Annotated in this window: 20 protein-coding genes and 1 pseudogene; 9 read left to right on the plus strand and 12 right to left on the minus strand. The window is 65.9% G+C overall.

Translation table 11 applies throughout. From position 1 onward, the window contains the following. Positions 1-272: 272 nt before the first annotated feature. The 4 genes from B4F51_RS22080 to B4F51_RS22095 form a co-directional block, all read right to left on the minus strand. Positions 273-704, minus strand: coding sequence for a hypothetical protein (locus B4F51_RS22080; protein WP_349676321.1), 432 nt, complete (start codon positions 702-704; stop codon positions 273-275). A 172-nt stretch (positions 705-876) separates the two neighbouring features. Then, positions 877-1,185 (minus strand): hypothetical protein, encoded by a 309-nt coding sequence (locus B4F51_RS22085; protein WP_296228883.1) that lies wholly within the window; start codon positions 1,183-1,185, stop codon positions 877-879. Between the two features lie 75 nt (positions 1,186-1,260). Beyond that, a complete protein-coding gene (locus B4F51_RS22090; protein WP_414706810.1) occupies positions 1,261-1,524 on the minus strand; it encodes a LysE family transporter in 264 nt (87 codons plus the stop codon). Between the two features lie 57 nt (positions 1,525-1,581). Continuing rightward, positions 1,582-2,478, minus strand: a complete 897-nt coding sequence (locus B4F51_RS22095) for a LysR family transcriptional regulator ArgP (protein WP_296228884.1) — start codon at positions 2,476-2,478, stop codon at positions 1,582-1,584. A 74-nt stretch (positions 2,479-2,552) separates the two neighbouring features. On the opposite strand from B4F51_RS22095, the gene B4F51_RS22100 reads away from it, so the two are divergent. Then, on the plus strand, positions 2,553-3,200 hold the full coding sequence (locus B4F51_RS22100) for a LysE/ArgO family amino acid transporter (RefSeq protein WP_296228885.1): 648 nt from the start codon (positions 2,553-2,555) through the stop codon (positions 3,198-3,200). A gap of 33 nt (positions 3,201-3,233) precedes the next feature. Here the strand turns inward: B4F51_RS22100 and B4F51_RS22105 are convergent, their stop codons facing one another. Both B4F51_RS22105 and B4F51_RS22110 read right to left on the minus strand, forming a co-directional pair. Next, positions 3,234-3,812 (minus strand): hypothetical protein, encoded by a 579-nt coding sequence (locus tag B4F51_RS22105; protein WP_296228886.1) that lies wholly within the window; start codon positions 3,810-3,812, stop codon positions 3,234-3,236. A gap of 74 nt (positions 3,813-3,886) precedes the next feature. Continuing rightward, positions 3,887-4,720 (minus strand): aldo/keto reductase, encoded by an 834-nt coding sequence (locus B4F51_RS22110; RefSeq protein WP_296228887.1) that lies wholly within the window; start codon positions 4,718-4,720, stop codon positions 3,887-3,889. A 141-nt stretch (positions 4,721-4,861) separates the two neighbouring features. On the opposite strand from B4F51_RS22110, the pseudogene B4F51_RS22115 reads away from it, so the two are divergent. Then, positions 4,862-5,122 (plus strand): annotated as a pseudogene (locus B4F51_RS22115) (sensor histidine kinase); the annotation flags it as partial. Between the two features lie 29 nt (positions 5,123-5,151). Here B4F51_RS22115 and B4F51_RS22120 read toward each other — a convergent pair. Further along, the gene (locus tag B4F51_RS22120) at positions 5,152-5,616 is read right to left on the minus strand and encodes an SRPBCC family protein (RefSeq protein WP_296228888.1); all 465 of its coding nucleotides are present in this window, start codon (positions 5,614-5,616) and stop codon (positions 5,152-5,154) included. A gap of 81 nt (positions 5,617-5,697) precedes the next feature. Next, a complete protein-coding gene (locus B4F51_RS22125; protein WP_296228889.1) occupies positions 5,698-6,276 on the minus strand; it encodes an NnrU family protein in 579 nt (192 codons plus the stop codon). A 186-nt stretch (positions 6,277-6,462) separates the two neighbouring features. On the opposite strand from B4F51_RS22125, the gene B4F51_RS22130 reads away from it, so the two are divergent. Both B4F51_RS22130 and B4F51_RS22135 read left to right on the plus strand, forming a co-directional pair. Continuing rightward, complete coding sequence (locus tag B4F51_RS22130) at positions 6,463-7,383, plus strand: amino acid ABC transporter substrate-binding protein (RefSeq protein WP_296228890.1); 921 nt, start codon at positions 6,463-6,465, stop codon at positions 7,381-7,383. After that, a complete protein-coding gene (locus tag B4F51_RS22135) occupies positions 7,380-8,351 on the plus strand; it encodes a threo-3-hydroxy-L-aspartate ammonia-lyase (RefSeq protein ID WP_296228891.1) in 972 nt (323 codons plus the stop codon). Before B4F51_RS22130 ends, B4F51_RS22135 begins: the two co-directional genes overlap by 4 nt. A gap of 22 nt (positions 8,352-8,373) precedes the next feature. Here the strand turns inward: B4F51_RS22135 and B4F51_RS22140 are convergent, their stop codons facing one another. After that, the gene (locus tag B4F51_RS22140) at positions 8,374-8,910 is read right to left on the minus strand and encodes an alpha/beta fold hydrolase (RefSeq protein ID WP_296228893.1); all 537 of its coding nucleotides are present in this window, start codon (positions 8,908-8,910) and stop codon (positions 8,374-8,376) included. 321 nt (positions 8,911-9,231) lie between these two features. Here B4F51_RS22140 and B4F51_RS22145 point away from each other — a divergent pair, with 321 nt between their 5' ends. Next, positions 9,232-9,459, plus strand: coding sequence for a LuxR C-terminal-related transcriptional regulator (locus B4F51_RS22145; RefSeq protein WP_296228895.1), 228 nt, complete (start codon positions 9,232-9,234; stop codon positions 9,457-9,459). 34 nt (positions 9,460-9,493) lie between these two features. Here B4F51_RS22145 and B4F51_RS22150 read toward each other — a convergent pair whose 3' ends face one another. Further along, entirely contained in the window at positions 9,494-10,756 is a 1,263-nt protein-coding gene (locus B4F51_RS22150) for a M20 aminoacylase family protein (protein WP_296228896.1), read from the minus strand. Between the two features lie 84 nt (positions 10,757-10,840). Next, positions 10,841-12,157 carry an MFS transporter gene (locus B4F51_RS22155; RefSeq protein ID WP_296228898.1) on the minus strand — a complete coding sequence of 439 codons (1,317 nt, stop codon included), beginning with the start codon at positions 12,155-12,157 and terminating at the stop codon, positions 10,841-10,843. A 101-nt stretch (positions 12,158-12,258) separates the two neighbouring features. Here B4F51_RS22155 and B4F51_RS22160 point away from each other — a divergent pair, with 101 nt between their 5' ends. Next, positions 12,259-13,176 carry a LysR family transcriptional regulator gene (locus tag B4F51_RS22160; protein WP_296228900.1) on the plus strand — a complete coding sequence of 306 codons (918 nt, stop codon included), beginning with the start codon at positions 12,259-12,261 and terminating at the stop codon, positions 13,174-13,176. A 32-nt stretch (positions 13,177-13,208) separates the two neighbouring features. On the opposite strand, the gene B4F51_RS22165 is transcribed toward B4F51_RS22160, so the two are convergent. Beyond that, positions 13,209-13,667: a hypothetical protein gene (locus B4F51_RS22165; protein ID WP_296228902.1), complete on the minus strand. Its 459-nt coding sequence runs from the start codon at positions 13,665-13,667 to the stop codon at positions 13,209-13,211. Between the two features lie 261 nt (positions 13,668-13,928). Between B4F51_RS22165 and B4F51_RS22170 the strand changes: the two genes are divergently transcribed. The 3 genes from B4F51_RS22170 to rbbA are packed head-to-tail and all read left to right on the plus strand — an operon-like array spanning position 13,929 to position 19,296. Continuing rightward, positions 13,929-15,428, plus strand: coding sequence for an efflux transporter outer membrane subunit (locus B4F51_RS22170; RefSeq protein WP_296229142.1), 1,500 nt, complete (start codon positions 13,929-13,931; stop codon positions 15,426-15,428). Then, positions 15,425-16,498: an HlyD family secretion protein gene (locus tag B4F51_RS22175; protein WP_296228903.1), complete on the plus strand. Its 1,074-nt coding sequence runs from the start codon at positions 15,425-15,427 to the stop codon at positions 16,496-16,498. Before B4F51_RS22170 ends, B4F51_RS22175 begins: the two co-directional genes overlap by 4 nt. Continuing rightward, positions 16,495-19,296 (plus strand): ribosome-associated ATPase/putative transporter RbbA, encoded by a 2,802-nt coding sequence (gene rbbA, locus B4F51_RS22180; protein WP_414706811.1) that lies wholly within the window; start codon positions 16,495-16,497, stop codon positions 19,294-19,296. Before B4F51_RS22175 ends, rbbA begins: the two co-directional genes overlap by 4 nt. Positions 19,297-19,298 lie beyond the last annotated feature (2 nt).

The raw sequence follows: 19,298 nt of genomic DNA on the forward strand, positions 1-19,298 counted from the left end.
CTCCGGACTCCGTCGCACTCACGTAGCGGCACAAAGATCAACGACCTCTGAGCATCGCCACGCGACGCGAATAACAAACTGCGACAGTGGATGGCTAACGGATGGCGAAGCCGCTACCGCCTCGTTGCGTCAAGCGAGTATGAAGAGCCAGAAGCCAACGCTTCTGACGGATTCATCATCGCCAATGCAAAGACAAAGGGCTTGTTGCAGGTCAACAAATAGCGGTCCGCTGCCGCGCAGCGACGCGCGGCCAGCCGTTAGCCGGATACCGATTAGGACGGCAGCGGTGGAGCCTGGGCCGGGGGCGGACGATTGATGCGATCGCGCCAGCGCGCGCGAACCGGGGCTGGCCGGAAGGCGCGGCGTGAAATGGCAGCGCAGGCAAGCGCGGTCAGCAGGAGGAAAGTGAGCGCGGAGACTCCCGGACCCACTGCAGCCCAAAGAAATGTGCTGAGATCTTTCGGGCCAATCGCGGGTTCGACGTCAACCTCAAAGGGTTCCTTGCTCGTCAGCACCCAGTCATGATCGATCGCATGCACCGCCTGAGAGGAGGCTCGGGCATGGGAAGATTCGAGGGATTGGAAATGAGAATCAACTGCGCCAGAGAGCGACGCATGCACGTGCAGGCCAGTTTGTTTCGGAGTTCCGAGATGGCCGTGCAGGAGCGGGCTTAGCAGTTGCGTCAATACGATGATGAGCAACATGACTGCCCGAAGCGAGACGCTTTGGGTTGCACGTGACATGCGCGCATTGTAGTGCAATCCGTCATTCCAGTCAGACAGCTTGCGCGGAGAGCGTGTGCGGTCTTCGCTCGGTCAGCCGATGGCTGCGCGGAGCGCTCCATGACTGGTCGGCATTCGCACCCCTGAGCGGTAGTCAGCAGGTCCGCGCGCAGGCTCTCCGCCGCGCATGCTGAGAAATCTCGTCGGTCAAGGTTTGGCGAAGTTCCGGCCAGCTCATTGGCAACGGCACAAACACGCTGTTGTTGTTGTCCGACGAGACGCAGAGCTTGATATGGCTGACGCAATCGTCCGCGCCATATTGAACATGAAGGATTCGCGTGGTCGCGGACGGGTGCCACACCACCTCTGCGAGAAAGTATGAGCGGGTGCCGCCCCGCTCGACGGCGTCGGCGACCAAACCAAAATGGGTGGTCAGGAATGTGTGAAGCTGTTCTCTGGTCATGTCCGAATGCAATGCGCGGAGTTGCTCGGGGTATCCGAAAGCAGGAGGGGGCAGACCTTACCCGGTACACCGCAGTCACAACTTCTCGGTCGCCAGCTTCAGGCCCAGTCCGACGAACAACGCTCCCATTGCCTTCGTCAGCCATGCCGAGAGGGTCTTGTTACGCCGGAGCGCTTGCGTCATTCGAGAGGAAAGGAAGACATAAGCAACGCTCGTCGTAATGCCAACCATGTTCCCGATCACGCCTAGCGCGAGGAGATGCGGCACCGGGTGCGGGTCGTGCGCGTTGACGAACTGGGGAAGCAGCGAGATATAGAACAGTGCGACCTTGGGGTTCAACACGTCGCTGAGGAAACCTTGCCAGAAGATGCGGTGCAGTGCGGTCTCCCACCCACCTCACGGCGGCAACAGCGCAGCGCGGGCAGCAGCCAGAACCTCGCGACTCAACCCATCGAGCAACGCCGATGCCGCACGTGCGTGTTGCCAGTAAAGCGGTACATCCAACGGCGTATCCGGCACCAGTTCGACCAATGAGCCGTCTTCAATATGCGGTGCGATCAGCGCCTGCGGATGCAGGCCCCAGCCCATGCCGGCCAAGGCTGCTGTCACGAAGGCCTGTGACGAGGGGAGCGTGTGGCGGGGCAGCTCGACATGCCGATGGCACAGGCGCCGCGCCCAGCGGGCCTGCAATTCGTCCTTGGTGTTGAACACCAGGCAGGGCGCTTTCGCCAGGCTGCCGGCGCCCACGCCCTCCGCAAAATGGTGCTGCACGAACGCCGGGCTGGCGGCCGCCAGGTAGCGCATGGCGCCCAACGGGCGGCTGTTGCAGCCCGCTGCCGGGCGGGCCGTGGCTGTCACGGCGGCCAGCACGGCGCCGCTGCGCAGCCACTCGGTGGTGTGGTCCTGGTCATCCACCGCCACCTCCATCAACACGGGGTGCTCTGCGCCAAAAGCGGCGATGGCCGGCGCGAGCCAGGTGGCGAGGCTGTCGGCATTCACCGCAATCGGCAGCGTGACCCGTGCAATGCCCTGCGGAGCCAGGGTCGGCAGGGCGCCTTGCAACTCCTGCTCGAGCAGCCGCACGCGGTCGACGTGCTGGCACAGCCGTCGCCCGGTCTCGGTGGCCCGGCAGGGCTGGTCGCGCACGACCAACGCGCAGCCCACGCGCTCTTCCAGCAGGCGAATGCGCTGCGAAATCGCTGATGGCGTCACGTGCAGCACGCGGGCTGCACGCTCGAAGCTGCCTTCGCGAATGACAGCGGCCAAGGCAGATAGCGCAGGGTAATCCAGCATTTAGGTAAGAAAAACTAAATTGAATAAAGAAGAGATAGTTTGTCTTCATAAAAGCGAGCAGGCAAGCTGCACGCATGGATACCTCGTTTGCCGCCTCGCTTCCCTTGACCGTTTCCCTGCAGGGCCTGGCCCTGAGCCTGGGGCTGATCGTCGCCATCGGCGCGCAGAACGCGTTCGTACTGCGCCAAGGATTGCGTCGTGAGCATGTGGGCAGCGTGGTGCTGTTCTGTGCCTTGGCCGATGTCTTGCTGATTGCGGCGGGTGTCTTGGGCATGGCGCAGGCCTTGGGCGAGCGCCCGGGCCTTGCGCGTGCCCTTGCGCTGGCCGGTGCCGTCTTTCTGGTGGCATACGGCTGGCGGGCATTGCAACGCGCCCGGCATGCCCGCCAGTTGAGGGCGTCGGAGGGTGGGGGCAGTCTGAGCCGGGGCGCTGCGTTGGCGCAGGCGGCCGCTTTTACGCTGCTCAACCCACATGTCTATCTGGATACGGTGCTGCTGGTGGGCAGCATCGGCGCACAGCATCCGCCGGCATTGCGCGGCTGGTTCGTGGCGGGGGCCGGTTCGGCCAGCCTGTGCTGGTTTGTGTCGCTGGGGTTCGGCGCGCGCTGGCTGGCGCCTTGGTTTGCCAGGCCGAGGGCATGGCAGGTGCTCGATGGCCTGATCGGCGTGACCATGCTTGTGCTGTCGGCGCTGTTGGTGCGTCACGCCTTCAGGGGGCTCTGACTTTACGCAGGAGCCGCATCCGGTGCGATGGCCTCAGCGAGCTTCCCGTGCCGCTTCCCACAAGTCGCCCGCCCCCAGGCCCGCCCGCCAGGCTTCGAAGCGCGACCGCCATTGTTCAAAGGGTTCGCCCAGCGGATGTCTCGGGTCGCCGCTCAACGCATACGCCATCCCTTCGATCAGCCAACCGGGTTTGGTCGCCACCGCAACGTTTCCCAGCGTTTCCGCCTGCCTGAAGTGGATCAACTCGTGGGCCACGTAGAAGGTTTGCCACCCGCGCGGCGCAACCACAAAGCCGAGATTACCCACGGCTTCCGCCGCACGGCGGCCAAGACCGAACGTGTCGGCACAGGCGGGCGTCGTGCAGAACACGCCGCGTGGTGCCTGCTGGAATGGGCCGACCGCGCCCGCAGCCTTGGCGTAGCCTGCCTGGTACAGCGTCTGCGCGTCGTCCAGGCTGGCGGGGTTGTCCGTGCAGATCGTCGGGGTCGGACAGGTGATGCCCGGCATGAGTGTCGGGGCGACAACCCGTAGCGGCTTGATGAAGGCAAGCGCCGCCATGGGCAGCGCAAACAGCGCGGCACTGGCGACCAGCAAAATGCGGTCGAGCTTCATGGGTGGACGTGAGGATGAGGGGCAGCAAGCGGTGCGATGGCGATGATTATCCGGCATCGCATCGCTTGCTGTCCTTACAGCATGTCGAGCGGGCGCGGGCCCACAGGCGGGGGGAAGATGCGATCCAGCCCCGCCAGTTGCTCGGGTGTCAGCGTGTGCGCCAGCGCGCCGACGTTCTCGCGCAGCCGCTCGCGATGGCTGGTTTTGGGAATGGCGATGATGTCCTCGCGCGCCATCAGCCATGCCAAGGCAACCTGCGCCGGCGTCATGCCGTGCGCCTGCGCGAAGCGCATCAGCTTCGGGTGTCGGGCCAGACGTGCCTGCTCGATGGGCGAGTACGCCATCACGGGTACGCGGCGTTCGCGCAGCCAGGGCAGCAAGTCCCACTCGATGCCGCGCCGGCCAAGGTTGTACAGCAACTGGTTGACCGCCACCTGATCGCCGCCGGGAATGTTCCAGAGCTCTTCCATGTCGGACAGGTCGAGATTGCTCACGCCATAGTGGCGGATCTTGCCCTCGCGCTGCAGTGCTTGCAGGCACTGCACGGTTTCTTCCAGCGGGACGCTGCCGCGCCAGTGCAGCAGGTACAGGTCGATGCGGTCGGTGCCGAGCCGGCGCAGGCTGCGCTCGCAGGCGGCGGCCATGTCGCGCCGGCCGGCATGATGGGGATAGACCTTGCTGACAAGGAACACTTCGTCACGCCGCCCGGCGATCGCTTCGCCGATCAGCGCTTCGGACAAGCCCTCGCCGTACATCTCGGCCGTGTCGATGAGGCGCAGGCCCAGATCGAGCCCCAGGCGCAGCGTGGCGATCTCTTCGGCGCGCGTGGCGCGGTCGTCGCCCATATTCCACGTTCCCATGCCGAGCGCCGGCACACGTTCGCCATCGGGCAAGGTGACATGTTTCATGCGGGTTTCCGGTTGGTGCGGGCAGGTGGCTCAACAGGCCCTTGCGGGCTCGGCAGCGTTCACCCACACGCGGCGTTGATCACGTAGGAATCTACAGGACGCTGTGCGTGCAGGTAAGCCCGGTACCGTCCGGTCAGAACCATCTCTGATGACGGCATCGGCATGACGCCCGAGGTGCTTGGCAAGATCTTCGACCCGTTCTTCACCACCAAGCCGGTCGGCCACGGTACCGGCCTGGGGCTCTCGGTTTCCCACGGTATGGTGAAACACCATCAGGGGCGCATTGACGTCGTCACGCACCCAGGGCCGGGTACGACCTTTGCCGTTGCGCTGCCTGTGCGGCACGAGGCGAGAAATGGAAACGGGAATGAGGCCGCCCAGGCTGCCGCTTGCGCGGCGTAAAGAGTGGCCCTGGCGTTCCCGTTGCCTTTCTACCGGCCGCTCTGCGCGGGATAGGGCTCTTCCAGGGCGATGGCGCCGGTCTCCAGCAAAGATTTGAGGTTGGACATGATCTTCGGCCAGCCGCCGGACACCGCCTCGATGAACTTCGAAGGCTCGCGCTCGATGCTGTGGGTGATGGAAAGCTTGACCGCGCCTGCGCTGGGTTCCAGCTCTATCGTGCACAGCGACGCGCCTTCCGCCGTGAGCTCGGGCTTGTTCTGATGCTGCCAGCGGATCACCAGACGCCGCGGCGGCTTGGCTTCGACGATCTCGCCGGCATCCCAGACCTGCCCGTCGCCGGACACCAGCTTCCAGGAAGACCCAGCTGTCCACTGGCTTTCACAGCGCATGCCGAACCAGTACCGCTGAATGAACTCAGCATCGGTCAGGGCCGACCACAGCTTCTCGGGCGTGGTGCGAATGTATGTGACATAGACAAAGGTCGATCTGGCCATGGGTTTTCTCCAGATGCAGTGGAGCGAGGGTGGGCGATTGAGTGCGCGCCGGTGGGCGAGGTGGCACGCAAGACATATGCCTTACCCCATCGGCTTCACGCCAATCCACCACCCGTGCAGGAAGAATGCGAATGCAACCCAGGCGACGCTGCCCACCACGACCGGAATCACATCGCGCGGGAGGCTGCCATCGGGATAGACGATGCCTTCTGCGCGATCCCTCCGTCGCGCCGCTGCAAAATCGACGAGCGCCCAGACGAGGAATGCCCCGAACAACACGGCTGCGTTCAGCGTTGCGTTGGCCAGCAGGTGCGCGAATGCCCACAGCGCGACCCCGATAACCTGCGGATGCTTGAGCCATGCCTTGAAGTGCGTGCCCGGGATGTATGCCGCCAGGAAGAGGATGAACGCCACGAGCGTGAGCCCACCAGCAAGATGCGGCGCCCATGCCGGCGGTGCCCAAAGCACGACAGGTTGGTGCCGCGCCATGCCGTATCCCCGGATGATCAGCACAAATCCAACGATGGACACGATGGAATACGCCACTTTCCATCCCTTCTCGCCCATCTGCGCGATCTGCATCCTGCGCCAGCCTTCCGCAAAGATCCGGACCGAATGTGCACCGAGAAAGATCAGCAACCCCAGGATCAGGATCGACATGACAGGCTCCTTATGGAGGAGGTCGGCAGGTGACGTTGATTCTCCTGCAGGATGCCGGCTGCGCCAATGCTTATATGCGTGCGCCGCATAAGCACGTACGCCGCCGCAGGCATGCCCATATAGCCATTTGATCGTTCTCGCATGCGGGCTGCGTGGCTATCCTTGCCGGTTTCGTTAAGGATCACCATGCTGTCTCGTATCGCTTCATCCGTTCCGCGTGCGCTTGCCGCGCTTCTGTTGCCGTTGTCGTTCGGCGCTGCCGTATCGGCACAGGCACAGACTCAGGGCCAGTCGCCCATTCTCGATCAGATCCGTCAGTCGGGCACGATCACGCTGGGTTATCGCGAGGGCGCGGTGCCGTTCTCGTTCTCCGACGTCAAGGGACAGCCTTCCGGCTACGCGGTCGACCTGTGCCTGCGTGTGGCAGAGGCGGCGCAACGCAAGCTCAATCTGCCGGAACTGAAGGTGCGCTGGCTGCCCCTGAGTGCGCAGAGCCGCGTGCCCGCAGTGGTCAACGGTCTTGTTGCCATCGACTGCGCGCCGAACACCATCACCGCCGAGCGCAAGAAGCAGGTGGATTTCAGCCTCGCGTACTACGTCTCGGCCGTGCGCATGCTGGTGCGAACGGACTCGGGCATCCGCTCGTTTGACGACATGCGTGGCAAGACGGTGGTGACCAGCGCCGGCTCCACCAGCGACCGCCATGTGCGCCGCCTCAAAGACCGGTACGGCTACAACGAGGTCTACGCCAAGGACCACGTCGAATCATTCCTGATGCTTGATACGGGCCGCGCGCAGGCCTTTGTGCTCGACGACGTAGTGCTCTACGGCCTGCGCGCCAACGCCAAGAATCCGACGCAGTACGAAGTGGTCGGTCCCACGCTATCGGTGGAGAAGAACGCGCTGATGCTCTCCAAGGCCGACCCGCAATGGAAGGCACTGGTGGATCAGACGCTGGCTGCCCTGTTCGCCAGTCCAGACGTGCTCGCGCTGCAGAAGCGCTGGTTCCAGCAGCCGATCAGCGCGCGCGGAATCGTGCTCGGCTTGGCCCCGTCACCGGAAGCGCTGGCGGCCTGGAAGCATCCGTCGGACGAGGCCGCAGAGTGACGGCACCCGTGCTGCCTGGCTGGAGCGACGTGGTTGCGGCCAGCGAGCGCCTGGCCGGCCACGCGCTGCGCACTCCGGTGCTGCGCTCGCCCGCAATGGACGCGTGGGTGGGCGCGCAGGTGGTCTTCAAGTGCGAGAACCTGCAGCGCACCGGTGCCTTCAAGTTCCGGGGCGCATTCAACGCGCTGGCGCGTTTCGATGCCGGGCAACGCCGGCGCGGCGCGGTTGCGTTCTCGGGCGGCAACCATGCGTTGGGCATGGCGTTGGCCGGACAGATGCTCGGCATTCCCGTGACGGTGGTGATGCCGCACGACGCCCAGGCGACCAAGGTGGATGCCGCCCGGCGCTGCGGCGCAAGCATCGTCTTCTACGATCGCTGCACCGACGACCGCGAAGCCATTGCGCGCGAGCTGTCCGAAACGCAGGGCCTGACGCTCGTCCCGCCGTATGACCATGCCGATGTGATTGCCGGGCAGGCCACCGTCACGCGCGAGCTGATCGAAGAGGCCGGCCCGCTGGATGCGGTGTTCGCAAGCCAGGGCGGTGGTGGGCTGCTGGGTGGTGCGACACTGGTGACGGCCGCGTTGGCGCCGGGCTGCAAAGTGGTTGGGGCCGAACCGGTGACGGGCAACCACGGCCGGCAATCGCTGCGTGCCGGCCGCATCGTCCATATCGACCCGCCAGACACAATTGCCGATGGCGCCCGCGCGCAGCATCTGGGGGTACTCAACTTTGCGTTGCTGCAGCAAGGCGTGACGGACATCGTCTCTGTTGAAGACGCCATGCTGGTGGAATGCATGCGCCGCTTCGCGCAGGACATGAAGCTGGTGGTGGAGCCCACCGGCTGCCTCGGGTTGGCGGCGGCGCGCTACGGCGGCCTGCCCATCCAGGGGGCGCGTATCGGCGTAATCGTCACTGGCGGCAATATCGATCTGCCGCGCTACCTCGATCTGCTGCGGGCGGGCTAGGGGCGGGCTGCCTGCCGCGGGGTCAGACGGTGCAGGCCAGACGCTCCCGAATGGTCCGCAAGACTTCCCGCCAGTGCGAATAGATCAGAAAGTGGCCTCCATCCTCAATCTCGTGAAGCTGCGCTCCCGGGATGCGGCGCACCAGCGCGCGCGCCGCCTGGATGGAAACGTGCCAGTCCAGCGCGCCGTGAAAGAACTCGACCGGCATCGCAAAGCGGTGCCCGTCCACCTGCCAGCCGTGCACGTTCAATAGCGTCTCGACCACGAAGTGCTGCCCGCCGTGTTTGACGCCCGCCAGCAGTTCCCGTGCATAGTTTTCGCGAAAGGCGGCTTGCTTGAAGACCTGCTGGCCCACTTCCGGCATCGATTTCAGGATGGACTCGATGTACCGGTACACATCCTTGCGGATGCTGCGTACCACCACATGCAGCAAGGGAGGCAGCAGGTTTGGCATGTAGCGCGCCACCATGAGCCCCATGCGGAAGTGCGCCGAATAGGCCTTGATGTCCTCGACGCGCTCGATCGGGGGCGTGACCGCCACGATGAAGACGGCCGACACGCGCGCGAGGGCATCGCCTGCGCGGTGGCAAATGCATAGGGCATGCCGGCCGAATACCCCAGCACGACAAAGCGATCGAGCTTCAGGTGATCGGCCAGCGCCTGCAGCAGGCTGGGCCACAAGTCGTCGTCGCTCGCGGCGCCATAGATCAGGCCAATAAACTTGGACAGTGTCTGCGCCGGAATATCACCCTTCTCGCTCATCCCCGCTCCCTGCGGCGCAAGACCCCGCCACAACGCCGATCATGGCACGTGAGCGCACGCCGCGCATACCCCAATCGGGTGATGCATGTTCACCGGACTCCATACACCATGAGCCCTGATGGAATACGGTATGGCGTCCTTGGGGGGACAATCCACCTTCGAGATCACGAAAGCGGAGGCCAGGGTTCTGGCCGGGCTTGCCCAGGGGCTCGCGCCGTGCGAGCTGGCTGCCCAGAACCGCATTTCCGAACACACCGTGCGATCGCACATCGCCAATCTCAAGCTGAAGATGGATTGCGGCCGGATTGTCGATCTGGTGAAGCTGGCGCTGCTGGCGCAGGACTGATTGCGATGCGCAGCATAGCGAAGGATGCCAATCTTCAAGCGATGCTTTGCAGCCGGTCGTTCTTTTCGTCTGCAACGGGCGGCGTTGGCATGCTTTGCACAACCGGCAGCCACGCCTTGGCCAACTCCACCCAGTACGTCACACCCGTCACCAGAATCTCGTCATTGAAGTCATACAACGGGCTGTGAAGCTGATACGAGTGGCCGTTCGCCGGCGTAGTCGGCGCGGCCGTCGTACGCAGCCGGCCGTTGCCCAGGAAGGCGTAGCAGCCCGGCTTGCGCTGCAGGAAGAACGAGAAATCTTCCGAGGCCATGCTGCACGCGACGTTCTCGTCCACGCATTCGATGCCGGCCACGGCGCGCATGACCGAGGCGGCCAGTGCGGCTTCGGCCGGGTGGTTGACCACAGCCGGATACATGCGGTTGAAGTCGAAGCGCAGCTCCGCCCCAAAGGCGCCTGCAATGCCGTCGGCAATGCTGCGCATGCGCTGCTCGATCAGGTCGAGCACGGCAGTGTCGAACGTCCGCACCGTGCCGCGCAGCACAGCCGTTTCCGGAATCACGTTGACGGCCGTGCCGGTGTTGATCTGCGTGACGGAGAGCACGGCGGCGGCGTTCGGGTCGACATTGCGCGAGACGATCGACTGCCACGCCTGCGCAATCTGCACCGCCACCATGACGGGATCGATGCTGCGGTGGGGCTGCGCGGCGTGCGAGCCGCTGCCGTGAATCTCCACTTCAAAGGTGTTGCTGGACGCCATGATGGCGTCGGGCCGTACGCCAAAGCTGCCGGCCGGCAGCCCCGGCCAGTTGTGCAGGCCGAAGATGGCGTCGGCCGGAAAGCGTTCGAACAGCCCATCGTCGAGCATCTTCTTGGCGCCGGCGCCGCCTTCCTCCGCCGGCTGGAAGACAAACTGGACGGTGCCGTCGAAGCCGCCATGCGTGGCCAGGTACCGGGCCGCGCCCAGCAGCATGGTGGTGTGGCCGTCGTGCCCGCAGGCGTGCATCTTGCCCGCGTGCTGCGAGGCATGTGTGAAGCCGTTGAGTTCCTGCAGGGGCAATGCGTCCATGTCGGCCCGCAGGGCGATCGCGCGGCCCGACGTGCCGCGCCTGCACGTGCCGACCACGCCGTGCCCGCCGATGCCGCGCGTGACCTCGATACCGCAGTCTTCCAGGTAGGCGGCCACGAACGCGGCGGTCTGTTCCTCTTCGAAGCGCAGTTCGGGATGTGCGTGCAGTTGGCGGCGGATGCGCACGAGCTCGGGTTTGAGGGCCGCGATGGCCGGCGTTGCAGTCATGGTTCTTACAGCGGAAAGCGTGCCGGGCAGCATGGGCGCATGGGCGCGCCCGCCGGCCCGGCCAAGGTTACGGAGTACTGGGAATCAGGTGCCGGCCTTGGCCGCGGCTTGCGCGGCCGGCGCAGGCCGGAACAGGGTCAGCAGCACGGCGCTGACGATGGCCGCGCATGACAGGTAGAGGCCGACGACCAGCTTGTCGCCGGTCCAGTGGATCAGGCTGGTGACCAGCAGCGGCGTCAGCCCGCCGAAGATGGTTACGCCCAGCGCATATGAGATGCCCACGCCGGTGGCGCGGAAGTGCACCGGGAAGATGTCGGCGAGCACGCGGGAGGCGCACGCGGCATAGCTGGCGAGCAGCAGTGCGATCACGCCCTGCACCACGATCAGCATCGGCAGGCTCGGGTGCTTGGCCAGCACCCAGAACAGCGGATAGGCCAGCAGTGCCGAGAGCCCCGCGCCAAAGGCCATCAGCTTGAACGGGCCAGTGCGGTCGGATAGCGCGCCGAACGCCGGGCAGGCCACCAGCATGGTCACGCCGTAGGAGATCTGTCCCAGGTAGCTTTGCAGCAGGCTCAGGTGCAGCTCGCGCACCGCATAGGTGGTGAAGTAGTTGGAGACGTAGGTGGCGATGGTCCAGAACACCATCACGCCGATGCCCATCAGGATCTGGCCGCTGTGCCGTGCGAGGCCAGACAGCAGGCGCTCGTCGGTGCGCGTGGCGTGCGAGGCGGAAAACTCCGCCGTCTCGGGAATCGCGCGGCGGATGTACCAGCCCACCGGCCCGATCAGCACGCCAAACACGAAGGCCAGGCGCCAGCCGCCGTCCAGGATCTGCTGCTCGGTGAACACGCTGGTCATGAACACGCCGAGCAGGCCCGCCACCAGCACCCCGCCGCCTTGGGACATCTGCTGAAACGAGCCGTACAGCCCGCGATGTTTGCCGCCGGCGTTCTCGACCATCATGGCCACCGCGCCGCCGACTTCACCGCCGGCCGAGAAGCCTTGCACCAGGCGACCCAGCACGATGATGATCGGCGCAGCCACGCCAATGGCCGCGTACGACGGACACACCGCCGGCACCAGCGTGCCCAGCGCCATCAGCACCAGCGTCAGGCTCAGCGCGCGCTTGCGGCCCACGCGGTCGGCATAGCGGCCCAGCAGCAGCGCGCCCAGCGGCCGAGCCAGGAAGCCGGCCGCAAACGTCATGAACGTCATGATCAGCGCGGCGAAGTCGCTGCCGGCCGGAAAGAAGGTGCGCGCAATCGGCACCGCAAAGATGCCAAAGGCGATGAAGTCGTAAATCTCGAGCACGTTGCCGATGGATGCCGCGACCACGGCCCGTCGTCGCATCGGTGCGTCGGCCGAAACGCCGGCCGTTGCGTGCACATTGCTGCCGTTCATGGGAACTCCTCCTGTTCTGGGTTATGCGCGAAAGCTTAAACGGCAGCGTGATATATGAAAAAATACAAAATAACGATAGCCAATATGCCTGTGAGGTATAGATGATTGAAATCCGGCATCTGCGTTACTTTCTGGCCGTTGCGGAGTCGGGCAGCGTGGCCGAGGCCGCGCGCCGTCTGCACATCGCGCAACCGGCCCTCAGCCGACAGGTTCGGGAGCTGGAGGAGCGCCTGGGCGCCGCGCTGTTCGTACGCGGCGTCAAGGGCGTGAAGCTGACCACCGCCGGCGCCCAGTTCCGCCTGGACGCGCAGCAATTGCTCGATGAGCTGGCGGCCGCGCGTGAGCGCGTTGCGCACATCGCGCGTGGCCAGCAGGGTGCGCTGCGCCTGGGCGTGGCGCCCAACTACAGTTGGCACCCGGTGATCCTGCGCTCGCTGCAGGCGTTCAAGCACGCGGTGCCCGGGGTCACGGTGATGCTGGAGCCGTCATTGGCGGCTCGGCAGTTGGAGCGCATCGCCCGCGGCAGTCTCGACGGCGGCTACCTGACCTGGCGCAACCCCGCCGACCCTGCCTACAGCGCGGTGCGCCTGTTCGACTGCCGGCTCAAGCTTGCGCTGCACCGGCACAGCTCACTCGCGGAGTCGCCGCCGCACCGGCTGGCGGATCTGCAGGATGAGCCCTGCATCTGGTTCCGCCGCGAGATCGCACCCGCCTACAACGATTTCCTCACGCACCAGTGTCATGTGGCGGGGCTGTCGCCGCGTACGCTGCAGATCGGCAGCGACGTCTCGACCATCCTCGGGCTCGTGGCCGCCGGCATGGGCTATTCGATCGTCTCGGATGCGTCGACCTATCACTGCCCGGCTGACGTCATCCTGCTCGACCACCCGGACCTCACCATGACCTACCCGGTCGAGTTCGTCTGGCGCACTGCGGACGACAACCCGGTGCTGGCGCGTTTTGTTGAGGTGTTGCGCGATGGCTTGGCTGGGCTGCCCGCCATTGGCGATGTGCCGTAGGGGCCATAGACCAGCCGGCCGATGCCGAAGCATTATGTCAGCCGTGGCGGCGGCGCGCCCCGGTACAGCGCGAAGTCGTGCGCCTTGTCCTGCGTTGTCACCCGGACGGGCTCGGCATCGTCGCGAAAGCACGCCGCCGGCGCGGCGCACTGCATGTCGAAGCCGGTGTCGGGCGAGAGCTGTGCAGCTTGCCTCTTGCGTTCCAGTTCCGCGCGCAGCCACGCGCCGACGCTTGCGCAGGCCACTTCCCGCTTGGGGTGGTTCAGGCCGCAATAGGTCCGTACCTCGGTGGCACTGATATGACATGCCAATGTGCATGGCATCCGATTGCCATGCGAGCCCTCGAATGACCATTGCGCCAGGACGTTGTATCCGCCACACGCACTGCGCGACGCCTGGATGAGCGCACTCGGTGGCAGTGCCGCGCTGACGGCCTTTTCCAACTCCCACAGCGTGGCGGCAACCACTTCGTCTGGTTGTGCTTCCAGCATGATTTCCCTTTTTTCCCTTTTTCGGGCCTGCTTCGTGTCTGTTTCCGGCCCTGTTTTCAGTTGTCAGCGTACGCTTGCGGTGCACCAGGAGGCTGACGCTGGTCAAGAGTCTGACTAGAGCGCCGCCTCTTCCTTTCGCTTGAGATGCATCAAATGCGCACGGTCCCGGCTGGCATCTAATGCCTCGTATACCAACGCAATCGTTTTACGCCCCCAATCATGCGCACTGCGCCCGTCGTGTCTTCGCTCGCCTTCGAATGGATGGATCGCCGCGCGGCCAAGCACACCAAGCTGATGGCCGCCGCCGCAATGACCGCGTTGCTGGCGCTGTCGGGCTGCATCTCGATGGCGCCGCATTATGAGGCACCGGCATTGCCCGTCGCCCAGCAGTACGACACCGACGACGGCCGCGATGGCCTGCCCGCTGCAGCCACCGGCTGGCAGGCGTATTTCACCGAGCCACGCCTGCAGGCATTGATCACGCAGGCGCTGGAAAACAACCGTGACCTGCGCACGGCCGTGCTGCGTGTGGAAGAGGCGCGCGCGGCGTTTGGCATCCAGCGCGCGGACTTGTTTCCCCACCTCAACGCGCAGGCCGGCATCAACCGCCTGGGCATTCCGGCCGACCTGAGCCCGTTCGGCACGTCCATGCGCGTGAGCCAGTATCAGGTGGGTGCAGGCGTTTCGAGCTGGGAGATCGATTTCTGGGGGCGCGTGCGTAACCTCAACGATGCCGCGCTGGAGAACTACGTGGCCTCCGATGCCGCGCGCCGCGCCGTGGCACTGGGGTTGATCGCGCAAGTGGCCGACAGCTACCTGGTGCTGCGTGAACTGGACGAGCGCATCGCGCTGGCGCGGCGGACCGTGGACAGCCGCACCGAAACGCTACGCATCTTCTCGCGCCGCGTGGCGGTGGGAGCGACTTCGCGGCTGAACCAGACGCAGGTCGAGACCCTGCTGACCCAGGCGCAAGCGTTGCTGGCACAACTGCAGCAGGCCCGCGACGCGCAGGCACACAGCCTGGCGCTGCTGGTGGGCAAGCCCATCGACTTCCCCCCAATGGCAGAACCGCTGGATGAGCACCGCATGCTGGCCGATCTGCGCGCCGGCTTGCCGTCCGATCTGCTCACGCAGCGCCCGGATATCGTGGCCGCCGAACACCGCTTGCGCGCCGCGCACGCCAACATTGGCGCGGCTCGCGCGGCGTTCTTTCCGCGTGTGACGCTCACCGGCGCCTACGGCGCGGTCAGCCCGGAACTGGACAACCTGTTTGCACCCGGCACCCGTGCCTGGGTCTTTGCGCCGAGCATCAGCATCCCGCTGTTCGAAGGCGGCAAGTTGCGCAGCAACCTGGATCTGGCCGAAGCCCGCCGCGACCTCGCGGTGGCCGGCTACGAGAAGACTGTGCAGAGTGCTTTCCGAGACGTGTCGGACGCGCTGTCCGCGCGCAAGTGGTTGGCCGAGCAACTCGATATTGCGCAGACCGCGCTGGCCGCGCAGACCGAGCGCGCGCGGCTGTCGCAACTGCGCTTCGATGCCGGCTCATCGACGTACCTGGAGGTGCTCGACGCGCAGCGCGATCTGCTGGCTGCGCAGCAGCAGGTGGTGCAGGTGCGCCGCGCATTGCTGTCCAGCCGCGTGGGTTTGTATGCTGCGCTGGGCGGCGGCACGCAGGCCAGCGAAGCCGCATCGGTATCCCTTTCGAACCCCCAACGGAACCCGGCATCGCTCGTGCATGCGGCCGGCCAAGCAACACCATGAAGACGACCCCCCGACAACGATCGATTGCGCTGCTATTGGCCGCCCTGGTGGTGGCCGGTGGCCTGTTTGCATGGAAGACCCTGCGGCACGACGGCCCCGGCAAGGGCTTCGCCAGTGGCAACGGCCGCATCGAGGCCACCGAGATCGACGTGGCGACCAAGCTCCCCGGCCGCGTGCAGGACATCCTGGTAGACGAGGGGGATTTCGTGACGGCCGGCCAGCCGCTTGCGCACATGCAGGTGCAGACGCTGGAAGCCCAACGTGATGAAGCGCTGGCGCGGCAGCAGCAGTCGGTGTCGGCCGTGGCAAGTGCGCAGGCCCAGGTGGCCGTACGCGAGGCGGACCGGCAGGCAGCGCTGGCGCAGATCGCGCTGCGCGAGAGCGACCTGGATGCCGCGCAGCGCCGTCTGGCGCGCTCGGAGACGCTGTCACACGAAGGCGCCTCGTCGATGCAGGAGCTGGATGACGACCGCGCCCGCGTGCGCAGCGCCAAAGCCGCGCTGGTGGCCGCTCGCGCCCAGGCCGAAGCGGCGCAGGCTGCGGTGTCGGCGGCCCGCACGCAGGTGGCCGGTGCCAATTCCACCGTCAAGGCGGCAGATGCGACCGTGCTGCGCATCAAGGCCGACATTGACGACAGCGCCTTGACGGCTCCGCGCGATGCGCGCGTGCAATACCGCATCGCCCAGCCTGGCGAGGTGCTGGCCGGTGGCGGGCGGTTGCTCAATCTGGTGGATCTGTCCGACGTCTACATGACCTTCTTCGTGCCCGAAACCGATGCCGGCCGTATTGCCATGGGCAGCGAGGTACGTATCGTGTTGGACGCCGCGCCGCAGTACGTGATTCCGGCGCGTGTGTCGTTCGTGGCCAGCACGGCGCAGTTCACGCCCAAGACCGTGGAGACCGCCACCGAGCGGCAGAAGCTGATGTTCCGCGTCAAGGCGCAGATTGATCATGACCTGCTGCGCAAGAATCTGAAGCTGGTGAAGACAGGGTTGCCGGGGGTGGCCTGGCTGAAGCTCGATCCGCAGGCCGAGTGGCCGGCCAACCTGGCGATCAGGGTTCCGCAGTGAGCACGTTCGCGCAAGCGCCTCGCGTGGACGCCGCATGGCTGGCGCACCCGCCGGTGGCAAGCCTTGCCCACGTGAGCCTGAGGTATGGGCGCGGACGCAGCAAGACGCCGGCGCTGGACGACATCTCGCTCGACCTGCCCGCAGGCTGCATGGTGGGGCTGATCGGCCCCGACGGGGTGGGCAAGTCGAGCCTGCTGGCTCTGGTGGCCGGCGCGCGTGCCTTGCAGGATGGCGCCGTGCACGTGCTGGGCAGCGACATGGCGGATCGCCGCGCGCGCGCGGTGGTCGGCCCGCGCATCGCTTACATGCCGCAAGGGCTGGGGCGCAACCTTTATCCCACGCTGTCGATCGAGGAGAACCTGCAGTTCTTCGGCCGCCTGTTCGGCCATGACGCGGCGGAGCGCCGCCGCCGCATCGATGCATTGACGGCCAGCACCGGCTTGCGGCCATTCCTGTCGCGGCCGGCAGGCAAGCTGTCGGGCGGCATGAAGCAGAAGCTGGCGCTGTGCTGCGCGCTGATCCACGACCCCGACCTGCTGATCCTCGATGAGCCAACCACCGGCGTTGACCCGCTCTCGCGCAGCCAGTTCTGGGACTTGATCGGCGGTATTCGTGCCGAGCGGCCGGGCATGAGCGTGGTGGTTGCGACTGCCTACATGGAAGAGGCCGAGCGTTTCGATTGGCTGGTCGCCATGGATGCGGGGCGCGTGCTTGCCACCGGCACGCCGGCCAGCCTGCGCAGCCGCACGGGCACCGATGCATTGGAGGCCGCCTTCATCGCGCTGCTGCCGCCGGCGCGCCGGCAGGGGCACCAGGCCGTGGTGGTACCACCGCTGGTGGCCGGCGCAGAAGACGACGTGGCGGTACAGGCGCGCGGGCTGACCATGCGCTTTGGCGACTTTGTGGCGGTCGACCATGTCGATTTCCGCATTCGCCGTGGCGAGATCTTCGGCTTCCTGGGCTCCAACGGCTGTGGTAAATCCACCACCATGAAGATGCTCACCGGCCTGCTGCCCGCCAGCGAGGGGCAGGCTTGGCTGTTCGGCCACGAGGTGAATCCGAAGGACATCGATACGCGCCGGCGCGTCGGCTACATGTCGCAGGCGTTCTCGTTGTACGGCGAACTGACCGTGCGCCAGAACCTTGTGCTGCACGCGCGCCTGTTCCAGGTGCCCGAGCCGGAGGTGGAGGCGCGCGTGGCCGAGATGCTGGCCCGCTTCGGCTTGCAGGCGGTGGCCGACCGCCTGCCAGAGAGTCTGCCGCTGGGCATGCGGCAACGCCTCTCGCTGGCCGTGGCCATGGTGCACAAGCCGGAACTGCTGATCCTGGACGAGCCGACATCGGGCGTGGACCCGGTTGCGCGCGACATGTTCTGGCGCCTGATGATCGATCTGGCGCGGCAGGACCGTGTGACGATCTTCATCTCCACCCATTTCATGAACGAGGCCGAGCGCTGCGACCGCATCTCGCTCATGCATGCCGGCCGCGTGCTGGTGAGCGACGCGCCGGCCGCACTGGTGCACGCGCGCGGCACGCAGACGCTGGAGCAGGCGTTCATTGCCTATCTGCGAGAAGCCTCCGAAGCCACCTCCGGCGCGACCGCCGAAGCGGCTGCGCCACCCGTCGCCCAGGCGGTGTCAGCCAGCGCGCCCGCCGTTGCGCCTGTCCGACGGCACTTCAGTTTCGCGCGCGCCCTGAGCTATACGCTGCGTGAGGCGCTGGAACTGCGCCGCGATCCCGTGCGCGCCACGCTCGCGCTGCTGGGCACCGCCATCCTGATGTTCATCATCGGATACGGCATCAGCCTGGATGTGGAAAACCTGACCTACGCGGTGCTTGACCGAGACCAGACCGCGCTCTCGCGCGATTACACGCTCAACCTGGCCGGTTCGCGCTACTTCATCGAGAAACCCCCCATTCGCGACTACGCTGAACTGGACCGTCGCATGCGCAACGGCGAGTTGTCGCTGGCCGTGGAGATCCCGCCGGGCTTTGCACGTGACCTGGAGCGTGGCGCGCCGGTGCAGATCGGTGCCTGGGTGGACGGCGCCATGCCCACGCGCGCAGAAACCGTGCGCGGCTACGTGCAGGCCATCCACCAGCTCTGGCTGGCAGATGCGGCCGTGCACCGGCTGGGGCTGCGGCTTGCGGTGCCAAGCACGATCGAAACGCGCTACCGCTACAACCCCGACGTAAGAAGCCTGCCCGCCATGGTGCCCGCCGTGATCCCGATGCTGCTGATGATGATTCCCGCCATGCTGGCGGCGTTGTCGGTGGTGCGGGAAAAGGAACTGGGCTCCATCATCAACTTCTACGTCACGCCGGTCACGCGCGCGGAGTTTCTGCTGGGCAAGCAGGCGCCGTACATCGTGCTCGCGATGCTGAACTTCCTGCTGCTGGCGCTGCTGGCCGTGACGGTGTTTGGCGTGCCCATCAAGGGCAGCTTTGCGACGCTTGCATTGGGGGCGCTGATCTTCGTCACGTGCTCCACGGGCTTCGGACTGTTTGCCTCCACCTTCACGCAAAGCCAGATTGCCGCCATGTTTGTCACCATGATCGGCACGATCATCCCGTGCGTGCAGTTTGCGGGGCTGCTCAATCCGGTGTCGTCGCTGGAGGGGGCGGGGGCGATGATCGGCCGCGTGTATCCGGCCACGCACTTCCTGACCATCAGCCGGGGCGTGTTCAGCAAGGCACTCGACGCGGGCGCGCTGGGCAGCGCGTTCTGGCCGCTGCTGGCGGCGGTGCCAGTCATCCTGGCCGCGACGCTGCTGATGCTGCGCAAGCAGGATCGGTAAGG

Source organism: Ralstonia sp. UBA689 (assembly GCF_002298975.1).
Lineage (GTDB): Bacteria > Pseudomonadota > Gammaproteobacteria > Burkholderiales > Burkholderiaceae > Ralstonia.